The sequence below is a fragment of the Paenibacillus sp. BR2-3 genome, from assembly GCF_046529485.1.
In the GTDB taxonomy this organism is placed as follows: Bacteria; Bacillota; Bacilli; order Paenibacillales; family Paenibacillaceae; genus Paenibacillus_AQ.
Genome location: NZ_CP126311.1, coordinates 4,274,506 through 4,290,778 on the forward strand (window position 1 = coordinate 4,274,506; position 16,273 = coordinate 4,290,778).

At 47.3% G+C, this 16,273-nt stretch carries 16 protein-coding genes and 1 pseudogene; 3 read left to right on the forward strand and 14 right to left on the reverse strand.

Annotated features, from left to right (window positions below; translation table 11 throughout):
• Nucleotides 1-356: 356 nt before the first annotated feature.
• Together PaeBR_RS20620 and yyaC are read right to left on the reverse strand one after the other, a co-directional pair.
• Nucleotides 357-1,142 (reverse strand): alpha/beta fold hydrolase, encoded by a 786-nt coding sequence (locus tag PaeBR_RS20620; protein WP_410512352.1) that lies wholly within the window; start codon nt 1,140-1,142, stop codon nt 357-359.
• A 73-nt stretch (nt 1,143-1,215) separates the two neighbouring features.
• Nucleotides 1,216-1,743 carry a spore protease YyaC gene (gene yyaC / locus PaeBR_RS20625; RefSeq protein ID WP_410512353.1) on the reverse strand — a complete coding sequence of 176 codons (528 nt, stop codon included), beginning with the start codon at nt 1,741-1,743 and terminating at the stop codon, nt 1,216-1,218.
• A gap of 134 nt (nt 1,744-1,877) precedes the next feature.
• Between yyaC and PaeBR_RS20630 the strand changes: the two genes are divergently transcribed.
• Nucleotides 1,878-2,102, forward strand: coding sequence for a DUF1128 domain-containing protein (locus PaeBR_RS20630; RefSeq protein ID WP_410512354.1), 225 nt, complete (start codon nt 1,878-1,880; stop codon nt 2,100-2,102).
• Nucleotides 2,103-2,329: 227 nt separating this feature from the next.
• Here the strand turns inward: PaeBR_RS20630 and PaeBR_RS20635 are convergent, their stop codons facing one another.
• Nucleotides 2,330-3,049, reverse strand: a complete 720-nt coding sequence (locus PaeBR_RS20635; RefSeq protein WP_410512355.1) for a pirin family protein — start codon at nt 3,047-3,049, stop codon at nt 2,330-2,332.
• A gap of 137 nt (nt 3,050-3,186) precedes the next feature.
• The gene (locus tag PaeBR_RS20640; protein WP_410512356.1) at nt 3,187-4,188 is read right to left on the reverse strand and encodes an asparaginase; all 1,002 of its coding nucleotides are present in this window, start codon (nt 4,186-4,188) and stop codon (nt 3,187-3,189) included.
• Between the two features lie 263 nt (nt 4,189-4,451).
• Here PaeBR_RS20640 and PaeBR_RS20645 point away from each other — a divergent pair, with 263 nt between their 5' ends.
• Nucleotides 4,452-4,919, forward strand: coding sequence for a YtxH domain-containing protein (locus PaeBR_RS20645; protein WP_410512357.1), 468 nt, complete (start codon nt 4,452-4,454; stop codon nt 4,917-4,919).
• A 128-nt stretch (nt 4,920-5,047) separates the two neighbouring features.
• Complete coding sequence (locus PaeBR_RS20650) at nt 5,048-5,380, forward strand: DUF5665 domain-containing protein (RefSeq protein WP_410512358.1); 333 nt, start codon at nt 5,048-5,050, stop codon at nt 5,378-5,380.
• Between the two features lie 123 nt (nt 5,381-5,503).
• On the opposite strand, the gene PaeBR_RS20655 is transcribed toward PaeBR_RS20650, so the two are convergent.
• The 10 genes and pseudogenes from PaeBR_RS20655 to PaeBR_RS20700 all read right to left on the reverse strand — a co-directional run bounded on the left by PaeBR_RS20655 (nt 5,504) and on the right by PaeBR_RS20700 (nt 16,143).
• The gene (locus PaeBR_RS20655; protein ID WP_410512359.1) at nt 5,504-6,274 is read right to left on the reverse strand and encodes a sigma-70 family RNA polymerase sigma factor; all 771 of its coding nucleotides are present in this window, start codon (nt 6,272-6,274) and stop codon (nt 5,504-5,506) included.
• The gene (gene rsbW, locus PaeBR_RS20660; RefSeq protein WP_410512360.1) at nt 6,271-6,723 is read right to left on the reverse strand and encodes an anti-sigma B factor RsbW; all 453 of its coding nucleotides are present in this window, start codon (nt 6,721-6,723) and stop codon (nt 6,271-6,273) included. Before rsbW ends, PaeBR_RS20655 begins: the two co-directional genes overlap by 4 nt.
• 18 nt (nt 6,724-6,741) lie before the next feature.
• Nucleotides 6,742-7,080, reverse strand: a complete 339-nt coding sequence (locus tag PaeBR_RS20665; RefSeq protein WP_410512361.1) for an STAS domain-containing protein — start codon at nt 7,078-7,080, stop codon at nt 6,742-6,744.
• A gap of 85 nt (nt 7,081-7,165) precedes the next feature.
• Nucleotides 7,166-8,836, reverse strand: a complete 1,671-nt coding sequence (locus PaeBR_RS20670; RefSeq protein ID WP_410512362.1) for a response regulator — start codon at nt 8,834-8,836, stop codon at nt 7,166-7,168.
• 18 nt (nt 8,837-8,854) lie between these two features.
• The gene (locus tag PaeBR_RS20675) at nt 8,855-9,724 is read right to left on the reverse strand and encodes a CheR family methyltransferase (RefSeq protein WP_410512363.1); all 870 of its coding nucleotides are present in this window, start codon (nt 9,722-9,724) and stop codon (nt 8,855-8,857) included.
• Between the two features lie 81 nt (nt 9,725-9,805).
• Nucleotides 9,806-13,474 (reverse strand): response regulator, encoded by a 3,669-nt coding sequence (locus tag PaeBR_RS20680; RefSeq protein ID WP_410512364.1) that lies wholly within the window; start codon nt 13,472-13,474, stop codon nt 9,806-9,808.
• Nucleotides 13,471-14,643: a SpoIIE family protein phosphatase gene (locus tag PaeBR_RS20685; protein WP_410512365.1), complete on the reverse strand. Its 1,173-nt coding sequence runs from the start codon at nt 14,641-14,643 to the stop codon at nt 13,471-13,473. Before PaeBR_RS20685 ends, PaeBR_RS20680 begins: the two co-directional genes overlap by 4 nt.
• 197 nt (nt 14,644-14,840) lie before the next feature.
• Nucleotides 14,841-14,954, reverse strand: a pseudogene (locus PaeBR_RS20690) (general stress protein); the annotation flags it as partial.
• Nucleotides 14,955-15,049: 95 nt separating this feature from the next.
• Nucleotides 15,050-15,583 carry a hypothetical protein gene (locus tag PaeBR_RS20695; protein ID WP_410512366.1) on the reverse strand — a complete coding sequence of 178 codons (534 nt, stop codon included), beginning with the start codon at nt 15,581-15,583 and terminating at the stop codon, nt 15,050-15,052.
• Nucleotides 15,584-15,636: 53 nt separating this feature from the next.
• On the reverse strand, nt 15,637-16,143 hold the full coding sequence (locus tag PaeBR_RS20700) for a DUF948 domain-containing protein (RefSeq protein WP_410512367.1): 507 nt from the start codon (nt 16,141-16,143) through the stop codon (nt 15,637-15,639).
• Between the last annotated feature and the right edge of the window lie 130 nt (nt 16,144-16,273).

The following is a 16,273-nucleotide window of genomic DNA, read 5'->3' on the forward strand; positions in this document are numbered from 1 at the left end:
CCGTGAATCAAAAGCACAAAGCGGAAATTATCTAATAAGTTATAAAACCCAGCAAGTCTCTAAGTACTGGAGACTTGCTGGGTTTTGTTAACTCAATAGAATGTGATAAGGGAAAGTCGCCACATTTAGGGTTACTTCTTTAGAGCTTAAAATAGAAGGCACCTCGGGTTCCTTGATTTTGAATAATTAAAAAATGGGTCACGCCGAAGTCAGCGGAGAGAACGGACCGATTGTGGAAAAGCGTAAGCGTTCGCCTTTGTATCCGGATTTACACCGCTAAGGGTAATTCAATAAATTCGGATACAACAGCGATTGGAACAACGGACCGTTCGCGGAGCGTTCAACAGAACTCCCGCTTATACACTCTCCATGAAGTCCCTGATAATCTCAAACAGGCGCTCCGGAGCTTCGAACAGGCTCATATGGCCTGCGCCAGTGATCGTTGCCTGGGTTACCTTTGGTTTGTCAGAGGTGAACGTTCTCTCTGCGGGAATAAGCCCGTCCTCGGCTCCGGCCACAAGCAGCACCGGCAGCTCACTGGCGGAGATAACATCACGGCGATCGGGACGATCGCGCATCGCCAGTGCCGCCCCGACAGCACCTTGAGGCGGGGTTTTGTACCCGATCTCTTTGGCTCTTTCGAGCAGCTGCTGAGATTGTTCTCCATTGACCTTTGAGAATAGACCAGGCACAAGCTCGTCCACAAAGGCTGTAATCCCTTGATTCTGGATGGTGCCGACACTTTTCAGACGCTTCTCCTTCGCTTCTTCACTATCCGGATAGCCGGTGGAATGAATAAGCCCAAAGCCCTTCAGACGCGATCCATGCCGCTGAGCGAAAGAAAGCGTGATATAACCGCCCAGTGAATGACCCAGCAGTGTTACCTCGGAAAGTTCAAGAGCATCCAGCAGGGAGAGAACATCATCCGCCATTTGCTCAATCGTATAAGCGCCCTTTGGAGCATCGGAAGCACCGTGGCCGCGTAAATCAGGTGCAATGACACGGTAGCTGCCGCTTAATAACGGGATCACCTTCTCCCAATATTCAGCGCTTCCGCAGAAACCGTGGAGCAGCACAATCACTTCGCCTTTTCCCTGATCACTGTAGCAAATGCTGCTTCCTTCACAACGAATTGTTTCCATGACTGCTTCCTTCTTCCTATGTAGAAATAGTTTTTAACTATTATTAAGCAAAACGGCTTTTGTTGAAACGTTTTTAGAGCCCGCGCCCAAATCCTGCGGCTGCAGCTGCGGCAATTTCCCCGGCCATGACCATTACACGGTGCAACGGCGTGGTCTGCAGTGTCCGGTACGGTTTGGGACCGTTGACATCCACCACAGCCGCCAGGCTGTAATGACCCACGGCCGGAAGGCACAGACCGATAGACCGTGCCGGCTGCAGCGGCTCACCGGAGGCAAAGAAATAACCCAGTGCCGCAGGCGGCCCCAAGCAGGCATCAATAGCGATTATGATGTGCTCTGTCGGGATTTCAGTCATCCGCGCGGTGAGATTATCGGCATCGCATGGAGAAGGCAATGTACCGATTACATGCGGGAAACCAAGTTCCAGCAGCCTGCTGCCCGTGAGCGGACCGAGTGCGTCACCCGTTGAGCGGTCTGTACCTATACACAGAAACATTACACCTTCCGCAGGATGAAGATCCGCTATCGTCCGAAAAAAAGGAATCAGCCCTGCCGCGTCCATTTTGGTTCGTTTCACGCTTCCGTGCTCTCTGATTGCCATATGCCTCCCCTTTCTGTAATGATATTCCCTTTAATTTTACATAAATTATACTACACGGACAAAAAAATGGTGAACCAGTACTTAAACATGGTAAAATACATGAATCAATAAAACAGAGAGGATGTTACCCAATAATGGATTTAACGCAGCCTAGTCAGGAAAATGTTGAATATATGATCGAAGGCATCAAGAACAAGCTAAAGATGGCCAGTGCCGCAGCCATGCAAGCATCCGCTTTCTCGGTGGATAAATATGAGGATATTCTGGATATCTATGAAGTGACGATGGGCGGCGGCAATCTCAGTATCTCACAGGTGGAGGCTATCGTCTCTGAACTGGGACGTTTACGCCAAAAATAAAGCATGAGAACACAAGAAGAAACGGCTTCGCCGTCCTTATAGGGACGGCACCCGTTTCTCGTAGAAATATAAGGATAAAGTATAGAGTGAAACTTATACTTTCTTATATTTTAAAAAAGAGCCTCCTGCCTGTTCACGTCCATCCTTGTAGAGGGTGCCGTGAGGCAGCGGGCTCTTTTTAATACCTACCAATAAGATCCTGAATTCTAATTCAACTTCTGCTTCCGTTAAGGAAGATCAATCAGTACCAGCTCGGCTTCACCTTCGCTGCTAGTTCCCTTAATCTTCAGATCACAGCTTTTCCGGATACGCGCTGCATCACCGGGCTGCAGATCAAAAGCGCCATCCGCACAGGATATTTCCACATTGCCGAAAAGCAGGAACAAATGGGTGCGCCTATCCTCCTTCTGCGGGTACATGAGCTCCCGGCCAGTCTCCAGTACGGATAGATATACGGTAGCATTCTCATTGACGGCCATGGCACCTTCATCTCCTTTTCCTGAAGCTACAGGTAGAAGATGATTGGTTCTGAACTCACGGGGGTAGAACTTCGCATCCCATTTCGGAGGAAGCCCCGGTTCATTCGGGAGCAGCCATATTTGCAGAAAACGCACATGTTCGTTCTCGGATGGATTCGTCTCGGAATGATTGATTCCGGTTCCTGCACTCATCATCTGCACGGTTCCGGCTTGAAGATCCGCCTTGTTGCCCAGATCATCTTCATGCCTGAGCACTCCGGAGACTACATACGTAACAATCTCCAAATCATGATGTGGATGCTCATGCATGCCTTGCTTAGGCTCCAGTCTATTATCGTTATGCGCCAAAAGAGAACCAAAATGCGCATTGCTGGGGTCATCGTAATCGGCAAAAGAAAAACTGAATTCACTGTGTATCCATTCTCTATTGGAAGTATGACGCTCTGCTGACGTTACTACTTTTATCATAGCCTCTGCACCTCCAGGATGTTGGGGCCTCCTCCATTCTTGAACAGAGGAAGAATACTACTTGCCTTTAATAGTAAATAGGCGCTTTAATTAGTATTTCTTACCCGTATCCCTTCATCATCAATCATGATCAGCTTCTATATTATTTCCAGTTGGAACTCAGCTGCAGCAAGCCCCACCTTTGTTCCGCCGTCATTATAAATATTCCCCGAAAAAGCTGCGCTCAGCTTCTCCAGTGTATTTCCATTGCTGTATCCAATCTGCTTCAAAATACGATGAACAATGAGTCCCCATTCTTCTTCCGAACCATCCAGTATCTTGAAGGCTATGCCAAGCCGTTCACGGCGCAACCCGAAGCAATAGACGCCTTTGAAGCCGCCCTTGGCAATAATATTCTCATCCTCCAGCAGAATGGAATCCAGCCGTCCATAACCGGAGACCATTTCAGGATGGGCAGTCATAGCCGCTGTAATCGTTGTTACAGCTTTCCGTGTCGCGTGATCCCCGATTAGACCTGGACAGGCCAGCTTCAGATAGGCACCGGCAAGTGCAGTTAACGGCAGTGCAAATACCGGCAGTCCACATCCATCTGTTCCAAGCCGGATACTTTCCGGGATAACGTCAGCCATATAGGCAATGGTATCTATGATTTCACGTTGAACTGGATGTTCCGGACCGGCATACTCTTCCAGAGGTAAACCTTTCAACTTACTATAAGACAGCATTCCCAGATGCTTGCCGGAGCAGTTATGATAGAGCTTCCTTTTGCCCAAGCCGCGTATCGCATGCACCCGGCTGTTTCTATCAAGCGGGTAGCTTGTGGCGCATATCATCGTTCCTTCTCCGATTCCAATCTTTGACGAAATACTCTCCAGCGCAGAAATATGATAGCTCTCCCCGCAGTGGGAAGCTGTCATCAGCGCAATCTCAGCCTGTGAAAGCTGGTAGTGCTCGGCAATTCCTCCCCGGATGCCGGGAATCGCCTGCAGCGGTTTGGCCGCTGAACGGGTAAAGGATACAAATCCGGGATCACCGGCATAACCTTTTAACTGACCTCCTTCCCCCACAATGGCAATATGCCCGCTATGGACACATTCGATGACTTCCGCCCGATATTCCCGCACCAGCACAGTTTCCATGATGTCACTCCTCTTTTCTCTATATCTCCACACATGATTGTATAATGATTAGAAATTATATCATCTTTCTTTCACGGAAGGCACTTAATAATGCAGCAAAACAGCTTGTTTACATCGGTAAAAGCCTTGATCCTTCGTATATGCTGCCGCTCGCTCCGGTAATCTTCCCCATCCTTCTCCAACTGTTTCAGCCTAAACGCCAACGTTTAAATACGAAGTAAGATAACTTCAGAATACAATATTCTAATAAGGAGTGATTGGTTATGAGTAACGTAGAACATCATCAAATGGAAACCGAAAGCAATTTTCTAAAGGGGATTTTCATCGGCAGCTTGATTGGTGCAGTTGCAGCCCTGCTGTTTGCCCCGAAGCCCGGCCGTGAAATGCGCAGCGACCTGTCCGACAAGCTCACGCTTGCAACAGATAAAACGAAAGAAGTTGCAGGAGTCGTAACCGACAAAACCAAGTCCCTTGCTTCAACCGTGGGCGAAAAGGCAACGGATCTGGCGAGCACAGTCTCTGCCAAAGCTTCTGATATTTTCACTACCGTTAACGACAGCAAGCAGCAAATTGCCGCAACTTTGCAGGAGACTGGCAAAAAGATTGGAGATACCGTGGGTGAGGCTTCCGCTGACGTAGCTTCAGATGTGGCGGATGCCTCCAAGGAAGTTGCTGATGAAGCCAAGGATACCAAAGAAGAAGTTACTTCTTCCTATAAATCTTCCTACTAATTTTCGTAATTTGCGGTAAATCCAGCTATGAATCCCTTAATAATAGCCAGCTGACCGCAGCTGGCTATTATCATGTAATACTGTAATTTTAATAAAGCCCCTTGAGGCTAAGAAAGCAGGGATAGCCAGTGGGAGAGTACTCCAATAAATCAAAATCCTATGAAGTGGAAGAGCATCCCTTCGAGCTTAGGCATGAAGTGAAGCGGTTAAACGCCAGGCTGGACAAAATAGCCGATTCACTGGAAAAATCCGAGTTCAAGGATATCCTGGAGAATTACACCGATCCGAAAAAAAGAATTATTACGAACCTCATGGCCGGAATCTCCCGGGGGCTCGGTTTATCGCTCGGCACCTTTGTAATTCTGGGTCTGCTCGGATACATCCTCAGCCTTTTTCTCAATGTTCCTGTAATAGGTGAATACTTGGGTGAGATCAAAAAATATATTGATGCCAACAGTTAACCCTTTTTTATCTACCTGCATATCAAATAAAGGACATGTCTTTCTCCATTGCGGAGGAAAGGCATGTCCTTATTTTTTGAAGTAATGTCCTTATAATGATAACAATTTCCAGGGGTTGTCCCATCAGAAGGTGGTATTAGACATAATCTGCTTCAGCTTTTCTGTAGCGCGTTTTTGAATCCGGGATACGCTCATTTGCGAGACACCCAGCTTCTGGGCAATGGCCCGTTGTGACTGGCCGTCCTGGAAAGCCAGCAGCAGTACCTGCTGTTCTTGTTCTTTAAGCTGACCTAGTGCTTGCTGTAAATCCATACGTTTCTCAACCGTCTCGTAATCATTGGCCTCCGAACTGATCAATTCCCCTAGCGTAGCGCCTGTTTCCTCTTGTGACAACGGAGAATCCAGGGATACGTAATGGTAGCATTCCCGTCCGGCAAGCACTTCAATAGTTTCTTCTACGGACAAATCAAGATATTTGGCAATTTCCTTGACGTCGGGTGAGCGTTCCAGCCTAATCGTTAGTTCATCGATGGCATGCTGGACTAAGGCGCCCTTCTCCTTAATACGTCTGGGAACCTGTATGTACCATGATTTATCCCGCAGGAAGTTCTTCATATGGCCGATCATACTCTTCATAGCGTAAGGCTCGAAAGGAATCCCCATGCTGATATCATATTGCTGCAATAATCGAATAAGTGCCATTTGCCCCACCTGATACAAATCTTCGTACAAATCAGGCCGGTTGCGGGCGATTTTACCGGCCGCCATCTTGACCATGGGCTCGTATTTCCGGATTAGCACGGTAGCGATGTCATTATCCTTGGTTTGCTGGTATTCCCAGATCAGGCTTACCGCCTCATTCATGGACTCGGGGGGAGTCACTTTTTCACTCATACTTTCTCCTCACTAAAATTAAGCCGCTTGGTCAAGGTCACTATTGTCCCTCTCCCAGCTTCGCTTACCACGCTAACATCATCCATCAAGGCCTGCATCAAGTAGAAGCCTAACCCGCCGACCTGGACATCACTCAGCTCCTTGTCATGGAGCGTTATGCGATCTCCCGGCGTATCCATGCTGTCAAAGCTCTCCCCCTCATCTTTGACAGTAATGGACAGGGCACTTGGTCCTACTTCAAAAATGACATCCACCACACCGTCTTCCTGTCCATAGGCATACAGAACAGAGTTATTACAGGCCTCCGATACGGCCACTTTCATATCTTCAATATCCTCATACGTAAAACCCATTTTCGAGGCGATTCCATATAAGTTCAATCTCACAATATCGACGTAATCTGCACTTGCAGGCAACTGAAGAATTACTTTCTGCACATCATCACTCATCCTTAGTTCGATCCTTTCCTAGTGGGAATTCTCTTGTGGGGCAAAAAACTTCGCGATGCCGGTCATATCAAAGAGCTTCTGTATTTGCGGCGGAACTTCCTCAACATTAAATTTAACATCCATTCCGTGTCTTGCTTTGAGAATCGACAGTAAAATCCCAATGCCTGTACTGTCGATGTATTTCAGCTCTTTAAGATTGATTACGAGGTCCAGCCCCGTATCACCCACCAGCGGCTCCATCACCAGCCGGAAATCGGGAGCAACAGATAAATCAAGCTCTCCGCTTAAGAAGACGGTGCATACATTGTCTTCAGTTTGGGTTTTTGCATGAAACTTTTCGCTTTTATGTGTGTTCATAGACAATCTCTCCTGATTAAATGTTTTCTTTACCAATAACCCTAAAGATGTACCCTTGAAACAAAAACAGACTGGTAAATGAAGGTTAGGCGTGATGTTTTGACGTATTGCGGTCGAATAAAAGAGGCTCATTGTTGGAATAACGCATTAAAATTTGCCTCAAACTGCTCAGCTTCAGCGGTTTGCTGATATAGTCATTCATACCTGAGGCTATACAGCGGTTCTGTATTCCCTCCATAACATTTGCAGTCATGGCTATTATAACCGCCTTGCCGGCAGAAGACCCGTTTCCTTCGCGGATATGAGCCGTTGCCTCCAATCCGTCCATAACCGGCATTTGAAGATCCATAAATATAAAATCATAGGAAAAACATGAAGCCATTTCCACGGCTTGTCTGCCGTCTTCTGCTACATCAGCCACGAATCCAAGCTTGTCCAGCATGCTGACCATCAGCTTTTGATTAATGGGGTGATCATCTACGACCAGCACCTTGCCTCTATCTTCCTTTTGGCGCATGCTCCCTCCATGCTCTTCCTCCCGGTTAGTCATGCGAAGCACATCTTCAGGCACTGCCGCTTGAATTGTAAATACAAACGTAGCCCCCTTTTCCTCCATGGATTCTACCCGGATATCACCACCCATCATCCCGACAAGGGATTTGCAGATTGCAAGTCCAAGTCCGGTCCCTCCATATTTTCGCGTCATGGAAGAATCTAGCTGGGAAAAAGGCTGAAAGAGCCGGTGGAGCTTTTCCTGGGATATTCCTATTCCAGTATCCTTTATCGTGAATTCTAGCATAATTCTATTATCTGTTGTTTGTATACCAGAAGCAACTAAGTATACGCCGCCTTGATTCGTAAACTTAACTGCATTAGAGACCAAATTAATAAGCACCTGGCGCAAACGGGCCATATCCCCGTATAAAACCGCCGGTAATTTTTGATCGATGAAATAAGCCAGCTCCAAATTCTTCTTGCCAGCCTCTATAGAAAAAAGAGTGAATACTTCCTGGATACAGGATTGAAGCTCGAATAGCTGCTGTTCCATTTCCATTTTGCCGGATTCCATCTTCGTAAAATCAAGAATATCGTTAATTACGGTAACGAGTGTATCCGCACTTCTGCGGATGATATCCGCGTATTCCTGCTGCTCAGGACCAAGCTCGGTCTCCATAAGCAAATCGATCATACCCACAACACCGTTCATGGGTGTACGAATTTCATGACTCATCATGGCCAGGAATTCAGTCTTTGCCTTGGCTGCGATTTCAGCCTCTTCCTTCGCCTTGATGAGCTCCGCATTGATTCTTTCCAGCTCCTGTGTTTTGTGCTGCAGCAGCATGGATTGAGTCTGATGCTTTTTACTCGTCAAATACATATCGATGAAGCCTTCAATCTTGGATTTAAGAATTTGCGGAATAAACGGCTTGACCATGTAATCAATTGCACCTGCAGAATAACCGGCGAACAGGTGCTCCGCCTCTTTGCTGTTGGCCGAAATAAAGATAATCGGTATATTCCTTGTCTTTTCTCTGGCCTTAATTAATCTTGCGGTCTCGATCCCGTCCATTCCCGGCATTTGCACATCCAGCACAATAACTGCAAACTCATATTTCAATAAACACCGCAGTGCTTCCTCACCGGAGTTCGCCTTCACAAGCTTATATTGCTGACTCTCAAGCACTGCTTCCAGTGCCAGCAAATTTTCAGGACGGTCGTCAACAAGCAGTATATGAATCGGTTCGCGAAACCCCATAGGACCCTCCTACTCACACTATTTGATCTTTCGATAAATTTTCTCTACTCTGTCCAGGGGTACGTAGCTGTCGCTGTACCTGGTGAAATGAATAGACTCCTTGGAACCAAGAACCAAGACCCCAAAGCGGCTCAGACTTTCATGGAATAAGCCGTGGACATGGTCCCGGAGCTCATCATTGAAATAAATCATCACATTGCGGCAAAGAATGACGTTAAATTCATTAAATGAAGTATCTGTAGCCAAATTATGCTCGGCGAAGATAATGTTTTTCCGCAAAAAAGGCTGGAAGATAACCGAGTTATACTTGGCGGCATAATATTCCGAAAAAGCGCGGGTGCCTCCCGCATCGAGGTAATTTTTGGTATACTGTTTCATCCTGCTGATTTCATACACGCCTTCCTTTGCCTGCTGCAGAGAACGGTTGTTTATGTCTGTGGCATAAATCCGCGCTTTGTCATACAGACCCTCTTCATGCAGCAGAATGGCCATGGAGTAAACCTCTTCCCCCGTTGAACAGCCTGCATGCCATATCCGTATATAGGGATAGGTCCGCAATAACGGGACGACTTTCTGCCTGAAGGTCAGGAATAATCCCGGGTCTCTGAACATTTCTGTAACAGGAATGGATAAGCTGTGTATAAATCGTTCAAAACAAGCCCGGTCATGCAGCACTTTCTCTTGAAGAGCCGAGATGCTGGGTACATTCTCCGCATGGACATGGTGCCAAATCCGCCGTTTCAGGGAAGGCAGCGCATAATTCCGGAAGTCATATCCGTAAAGGCGGTGTACCCCGTCCAGAAGCAGTTCAATTTCAATATGCTCCAGTTCGTTTTTGCCCGCTGACAAAGTGGACTGATCATCAAATTCATGTTTCGTTACTGTCATGTTAACCCGGCTCCCTCGCCATTGCAGTATTTCAGGACTGAATGAAAGTTTATCTGTAGAAGTATTACCCCAAAACAAGGCTTACGAATACAGCCACACGCGCATTAGTGAAAGAAGCTGATCGGTCTCGATCGGTTTCTTCATATAATCTGAAACTCCCGCCTCAATACACTTTGCCCGGTCCTCTTTCATTGCTTTGGCAGTAAGCGCAATAATAGGCAGTTTTGCATACTGAGGCATCTGGCGGATTCGCCGTGTGGCCTCGAAACCGTCCATTTCCGGCATCATCATATCCATCAGGATAAGATCAAAACCATCCTGTTCGATAAGGATATCCAGTGCCTCACGCCCGTTCTCGGCAAACTTGACTTCCATATTGTAGCCCTCAAGCACACTGGAAAGGGCAAATACATTTCGGATATCATCATCTACGAGCAATATTTTTTTTCCATGGAACAGTTCCTCTTTATTATGGAGCTTTTGCAGAATCTTACGCTTGTCCTCCGGAAGATTGGCCTCCACACGGTGCAGGAACAGCGTTGTCTCATCAAGCAGTCTTTCCGGTGACCGCACATCCTTAATGATGATCGATTCGGCATACTTGCGCAGCTTCGTCTCTTCCTTGCTGTCCAGATCCTTGCCGGTATAAATAATGATCGGCAGATCGTTCAGCTCTTCATCATCACGGATCTGATCCAGTAAATCAAAGCCGTTCATGTCTCCCAGCATCAGATCAAGAACCATACAATCATATTTTTGCTTGCGGAGCTCAATCAGTGCCTCTTCGCCGGTCGGGACTGCGGTAATTTCCACATCATCATGACCGATCAATTCCGTAATAGAACGGCGCTGAATTTCATCATCCTCTACAATCAAAAGATGCTTCAAAGTACTTGATGTATAAGTTTCTATGGATGAAAATGCCCGATCCAGCGCTTCCCTTGAGGTTGGCTTTCTTAAATAAGCCATGGCTCCCATCATAAGCCCATGCTTCATCTCATCATTCACCGAGATCACATGGACAGGAATATGCCGGGTCTGGGACGATCCCTTCAGCTCTCTAAGAATCGACCAGCCATCCATTACCGGCAGTTGAATGTCCAGAATAATGGCATCCGGTAAATAAGTCTTCGCGAGCTGCAGCCCGCGATCCCCTTGAAGAGCTACGAGCCCCTTAAAGCCGCGCCCGTGGGCCATACCCAGCAAAATCTTCGCAAAGCTGGCATCATCCTCGATAATCAGCAATACTTTGTCATTTGAAGTCAATTGGTCACGGTCATCTTCGATTTCAGCCTGTTCCTGTTCTAAAGGAACGGCGGCCGGAGTCTGAATATGAGTCTGCAGCAGCTCCTTCAAGGCCTCTGCCTCAACGGCTGCTGCAGACTCCATAGAATTTGGCAGCAGGCTGTAATTACCCTGTACCGGTAAGTACAAGGTAAAGCTGCTGCCCTGGCCTTCACGTGACTCCAGCACAATAGCCCCTCCCATAAGCCGGGCCAATTCCCGACTTATGGACAACCCAAGTCCTGTACCGCCATATTTCCTGCTGGTCGTACCGTCCACCTGCTGAAAAGCTTCGAACACAAGATCCTTCTTGTCCGCAGGAATGCCGATCCCGCTGTCTTTTACCGCGATAGCCACATACTCCAGCTCATGCGGAAGATAGTCCGGGAGTGAATCCTTATCGGCACGGCTGACCGAGAATTCTACAAAGCCTTCGCTGGTAAATTTGAATGCATTGGACAGCAGATTACGCAGCACCTGCTTCAGGCGGTGGGTGTCCGTGACAATGCTGTCCGGCAGCGGCTCATGGATGGAAATTTGCAGGGACAAGCCTTTCTTGGCTGCCTGTGGACCAAAATTCTGCTCCACAAAGCTCCCCAGTTCGTCCAGCATTACCGATTCTTGGTTAAGCTCCATTTTGCCCGCATCCACCTTGGACAGATCAAGGATCTCGTCAATCATTTTGAGCAGGTCTGCTCCAGACATATAGATCGTGTGGGCGAATTCCACCTGCTTCTCCGTCAGATTCCCATCCTTGTTCTCTGTAAGCAGCTGGGACAGAATTAGCAAGCTGTTCAGCGGAGTCCGTAGCTCATGGGACATATTCGCCAAGAATTCGGATTTGTACTTACTTGTAATGGAGAGCTTCATAGCCTGCTTCTCCAACTGGCTGCGGGCTTCTTCAATCTCATCTCTCTTCTCTTTAACCTCTTGAACCTGATCTTCCAAAGCCCGGGTCTTGGAGATGAGCTCACTGTTGAAGTGCTCCAGCTCTTCCTGCTGCCGCTGCAGCAGGTCTTCGGAGCGTCTAAGCGCGTTGGTCTGTTCCTCCAGATTCTCATTGGAACGGCGCAGTTCTTCCTGCTGGGTCAGCAATTCTTCGGACTGGCATTGCAGCTCTTCCGTCAGGGATTGGGAATCCCGCAGCAATTCCTCTACCACCAGCCGGCGGTTTATATTATTCAGAATGACTGCCAAGTTAGCGGCAAGCTGTTTCAGAAGTTCGGTTTGCAGTCCCGTAAATGGACTAAAGGAGGCAAATTCGAGGACTCCCAGTAATTCGTCATCAAATAAAAGCGGATGGATAGCAATATTGCCCGGCTGCGCCTCACCCAGGCCGGAGGAGACGGTTATATAGTTATCGGGTGTTGATTCCAGCTTAATCGGCTGCTTGTCGAGTGCACTTTGTCCGACAAGCCCCTGGCCCAGGGCAAAGCTCTCTCCGGGCTTGATAATGACACCATCCCTGGCATAGGAACCGCTGATTCTGAGCATATCCGGTTGTTTGGAGTCTTTTAAATATAATGCCCCAAAGTGGGCTTCCAGTACCGGAGTAAATTCACTGATAAAGGTCTGGGCAATTTGATCCAGCGAGTTCACGCCGCGCAGCAGCTCCGTTACCCGGGCCACGTTAGCATTCAGCCAGGATTGGTCACTCTGCGCCTGTGCAAATGCCTTCTCCAGCTGCTGCTTCTGTTCAATATCGCCAGCCACTTCCTTGAAAACACGGGCTATATCACCGATCTCATCCTTGGAGGTTACTTTAATGCGTCGAATCGCCCGCAGCTTCCCGTTGCCGAAGCTTCCGATCATCATGGATACTACATTCAGACCGCGGGTAATACTGGGAATGACCCATAGAATAACGCCGAGACCCAGCAGCAGTCCTATAATCATTATCAGGGAAACCATTTGAATCGAACCAATATAGGCGGATTTGGCGTTGGCAATTTCTTCATTAATCTTAAAGTTCTCGAAGTCGGATAAGCCATTCAGGCTTTCCATCATCTCGTTGAGGATTCCCTGTCCGCGGCTGTTGTGATATAGATTCGCTTGAGCAGATTTCCCCTGGTCTAACAATTCCAGAACTCGATCTTGATAGGCCAGATAATCAGCGCCGGCTGTCTCAATGCGCTTGATCATCTGAAGCTCTTCAGTGCTATCCGTACTTTCCTGCATCAGCTTATAATAGTCCGTCGCTCTCTTCTTAGTGCCTTCAATCTTATTCCTTTGATCGTTCACGGAAGCTGTATCAGGACTCAGCATCATGGACGTTAGCATCCGGGCCATATTATTAACTTCCCCGCGCATTCCCGAGGAGGCGCGAATCTTCTGATACCGGTCGTTGTAAATCGTATTCAGCTGTCCATTCATATAGTTCAGACGGTCAAATCCGATTATCGTCAGTGTCAGCATAATAGCCAGCATGGCACTAAAGCCGATCAACAGTTTGGCTCTTATCTTCATTCTTTATCGTTTCCCTTCATCAGCGAGATCCACACCAGACATTTATCATCCTCACGCTCTTTTTTGGCGTCTTCCTTGAAAAAGGCCTCCAGCATAGATTGTTCCTGCCAATGATGCTCACCGTTCAAATGACCGATCAGGAAATCAAGCTGTTCCTCTTGCTCTCCCCCCACCAGTTCAAGCAGCCCGTCGGTGTATAACGCTAAGTGCCCCTCTTCCTCATAGGTAAGGCTTTGAGGCTGAACATCCATACGGTCAAATAAACCGACTGGATGGCAATTGCTCTCCAGCAGCACAGGTTTTTTGGCGGTTCCCTCAAAGAACAGCCCTGGCGGATGTCCCGCATTTACATAATCGATACGTTTCAAACGGGTGTCAATCACGAGGTAAATGGCCGTGAAGTAATACTGAACAAGCTGTTTCTCAATATGCAGCTGGTTAAATCGCCTGTTCAGCTCTTGTACGACCTTCTCCGGTTCTACATAGGTTGTAACAGTATCCTTAAGGACTGACGCTATAAACATGCAGAAAAGTGACGAAGATATTCCATGCCCCATCATATCAAGCAGGACAACGCCGTAGCGTCCGTCTCCAAGACTGTACCAGGCATATAAATCACCGGCCAGTTCAAAGGAAGGCTGATAAATGGCGTGTACTTTAAAATCCTCCTCCTCCAGAGGGAGGCTAAGCACTGCATTCTGCACAAGGGCCGCCAGCTTCAGCTCGTCCTGAATATGCTGATCGCGCTCCTTATGCCAATCCTTTTCCTGTTTGAGACGCAGCGCCAGCCGTATTCTCGCCATAAGCTCCACTTTATTTATAGGCTTCGTTACATAGTCCACAGCACCCGCATCCAGCGCCTCCGCCAATTTCTTGGAGTCGCCTACAGCGGTGACCATAATAATCGGGATGTCCTTCAGATGCTCATATTGCTGTACAACACGGCAAGCTTCTATTCCGTCCATTTCAGGCATCATCATATCCAGTAAAATCAAATCTATTCCCGATGAACGGGTCCGCATTTCCCCGCTTTTGGCAGTGATGCCAAGCAAATCAAGCATCTCTTTGGCAGATGAAGCGGTGATAAAGTTTCTGTATTCTTCCTTCTTCAGGATTTCCCGGATAATGATAACGTTAGTTGGATTGTCGTCTACGATTAATATTCTCATCACTTTCACCTCGCACAAATAGTGTTTCGACCGGAAATCCCCTGGAACATGCAACTTTTTATGATCAACATTGTATGGGTAGTTTAAAGTAATCATAACAGGATTTGTTCAACAAATTAACCTCCAGTCCCACTACGTATAGTGGGACTGGAGGTTGCACTCTTAGACTATGGACCCTTCCCGCTCAATACCAACGCTTAAGGCGATGTTTTTTTGGCAATCACGAGCACCTTTCCTAAGTCAAGTTCTTTCTCGTAAAAATCCGCCTCCGCTGCACTGAATCCAAGGGAAGCAATATGGGAACGAAGTTCATGAGTTCACTCTCCCCAGAAGTAAAATTCAAGATCGTCTCAACAAAAAACATAACTGTTCTTTCATTAACCCATATCTCTCCCGTTGAAACGGTTTATGATGAATTTTCATCAAATAAGTCTATTCCCAGCCATTTGCCGGTGTCCGTATCACGGTATATTTTAAGTGCGGTGTTTCCTCTCATATAGACATCCCCATCCTCGGCCTTGAAATCCGGCGCTCCCAATAGCTCCTGAAGATTATTCTTTGCGGGATCCAGTTCAACCTCGTTCAAAAAAAGTCCATACCGCTGAGCTTGGGAGGGAGAGACATGAACGTACAGCACTTCACTGCCCAGGACACCGGCTGACATATTTTCATATTGATATTCCAGACATCCCTGCCATGGGTCTTCCACAATTTGGAGTGGTGTTCCTTTCTTCTGAAGCAGTTCATCCTCTGTAGCAAAGAGCCGTACTCCTGCCAAAGAATCAAAACGGCTTATGTACGGAGTTGCAACCGGTGTATTTTGAAAGGCCAGCCGGGCAGAAGCCGGGCGGGAAAAAGAATCAATAGAAATAGACTCCTGCTGCGCAGGCGCACTATAGTAAGGGGAAAGAAGACTGAGCAAAAGGATGAATATATTCATATTGAAGTCCCACCTTTCTTATCTGCACCAACCGCCAAATGTCTGTGCGGAAACTAACGACGGAATTTTTGCCAGACAGAAGCGGCTACGTCCACTCCCTTTAGGATGGACTTTATTTTTCCTGATGCATTCTTCGAATTTACAGCTTCATAAGAGCTTACCGTACGTTCTTCAGCCGGAGTCATTGAGGTGCTTTCGATGGATACTGCCTTGGCCTTATCCTTCAGTTCACGTGATTTGCGAAACTTCTCCAGTGCAGTTACGGATACCTGCTTGACACCCAGTGTCAATTCGCTCACTATATCGCCCAAATTCTTCACGGAATCCATAAGAGGGTCAATCTTTTGAATTTTGCCCTGTACATCCAAAGTAATATCATTCGCATGCCGGACCGTTGTCTTCACTTCATAGGTAAGTTCATCTATTGTCTTCTGCACCTCCTGCAGAGTCTGACTTACTTTATCGAGGGATTCCTTCGCTGATTTCAAGGTTTTAATTAAAAAGAAGACCAGAATAGCAAAAGCAACAGCAACAAGAGCAACGCTTAGTTCAATAATCATATCCATACCCCTTTTCCTACAGTCAGATGTGGCGGCCTTATGAGCCTTATTACTGCATAGTTACCCCTTCTCTAAAAGGCCGAAACAAGGATTACGGAGCCCTACGTCTCCATCGGAAAATCATGTTTCA